Origin of the sequence: Aeromonas media (assembly GCF_000819985.1) — a bacterium.
GTDB lineage: Bacteria > Pseudomonadota > Gammaproteobacteria > Enterobacterales > Aeromonadaceae > Aeromonas > Aeromonas media.
Genome location: NZ_CDBZ01000206.1, coordinates 1 through 1677 on the forward strand (window position 1 = coordinate 1; position 1677 = coordinate 1677).

Annotated in this window: 2 protein-coding genes; both read left to right on the top strand. The window is 69.3% G+C overall.

The window, feature by feature from the left end:
• Nucleotides 1-478: rubredoxin (locus tag BN1127_RS22920; protein ID WP_231557516.1), on the top strand; the 478-nt coding region annotated here is incomplete at its 5' end.
• On the top strand, nt 475-1641 hold the full coding sequence (norW, locus tag BN1127_RS18415) for an NADH:flavorubredoxin reductase NorW (RefSeq protein WP_005330035.1): 1167 nt from the start codon (nt 475-477) through the stop codon (nt 1639-1641). The genes BN1127_RS22920 and norW, both read left to right, overlap by 4 nt.
• Nucleotides 1642-1677 lie beyond the last annotated feature (36 nt).

Here is a 1677-nt window from a genome sequence, read left to right on the forward strand (position 1 = left end):
TGCGATCCACCGCGCCGCCGGTCCAGCCGTAGCTGCCGAAAGCGGCGGCGCGGTGGATCGCATCCAGACCCGGTTGATGGACGCGGGCTTTGACATCAGCCTCTCCCTCAAGGCCAAGTGGCGCCCGGATGGTTCGGCGCTGGCCGAGTGCCGCGAGCACGGTCGCCAGCTCGCCCGTCAGTGGGCGCTGCATCCGCTTGAGGCATCCCGCCCGATCACCACAACCCAGACGGCGGTGACGCCTGCCCCGGTGATCGCCAAGGCGCCGCAAGCCGCACCGGCCGCCGGTGAATGGGACGACGACCAGCCCATGCTCTGCACCGTCTGCCAGTGGGTCTATGACCCGGCTCTCGGTGAGCCGGATCAGTTGGTGGCACCTGGCACCCCCTGGGCCCAGGTACCTGACAGCTTCCTCTGCCCGGGCTGCGGCATCGGCAAGGAGGTATTTGAACCCTGTGGGGCGGAGGCCTGTGTATGAATGCAGCAACCCTGAGTGACGCCGGTGCCAGCCGGGAGATAGTGGTGATCGGCAGCGGCTTTGCCGCCCAGCAGCTGGTCAAGAGTTTGCGCAAGCTGGATGGGGAGCAGCCCATCCGTCTCATCACCGCCGACAGCGGTGACGAGTACAACAAGCCGGATCTCAGCCACGTGGTGAGCCGGGGCTGCGCCGCCGCCGCCATGACCCGGCAGAGCGGCAGCGACTTTGCCGAGCAGCAGCGCGTCACGCTGCTGCCCCACTGTCCGGTACTGGGCATAGATCCTGCCCGGCGGGTGGTGCTGACCGGACAGGGAGAGTTCCCTTACGGCCAGCTGGTGCTGGCCACCGGTGCCAGCGCGGCGCGACCCGACCTGCCGGGCAGCGAGCATCTGGTCACCCTCAACAGCCAGCAGGAGTATGCCGCCGCCGAGGGAGCAATCCAGCATGCCCGCCGCATCCTGGTGCTGGGGGCCGGCCTCATTGGCTGCGAGCTGGCGATGGACATGGCGAGCGATGGCCGCGAGGTCACCCTGCTGGATCTGGCCGACAGCCCGCTCAGTGCCCTGCTGCCCGCCACCCTGACCCAGCCGCTGCAACAGGCGCTGCGCTGCCAGGGCGTCACACTGCAGCTCGGGCTGGGCATCGCCAGGATAGACGCCCAGCCCGGCGATGGCTGGCGCGTCACCCTGACCGATGGCCGCGTCAGCGAACAGGGTCTGGTGATCGCCGCGATCGGCCTTAGGCCGAACCTGACCCTGGCCCGGCAGGCCGGGCTGGAGGTGGAGCGCGGCATCCTGGTCGATGACAGATTGCAGACCAGCGATCCCCACATCTTCGCGCTGGGGGATTGCGTGCAGTGGCGGGGCCAGCTGCTTCCCTTCCTGCAACCAATCGTGCTGGGAGCCAATGCGCTGGCGCGGACCCTGCTCGGCACGCCGACCCCGCTGACCCTGCCGCCCATGCTGGTGAAGGTGAAGACCCCGCGCTACCCGCTGCAACTGGCGGGCCGCACCCGGGGTGAGGATCTCGCCTGGCAGTGCCGCTGGAACAGCCACGGTATGGTGGCCGAGGCGCGCGACGAAGCCGGCGAGCTGTGCGGCTTCGTGGTGGGGGGCGATCAGATGAGCGCCGCCTTCCCGCTGCTGCGTCAGCTGCCCCGTTAACCCCTTTCATTGCACCGGCCGGGTCGACCCGGCCAC

Coding starts and splice junctions, on each gene's coding strand:
- norW (WP_005330035.1), top strand. CDS start 475: ATGAATGCAGCAACCCTGAGTGACGCCGGTGCCAGCCGGGAGATAGTG.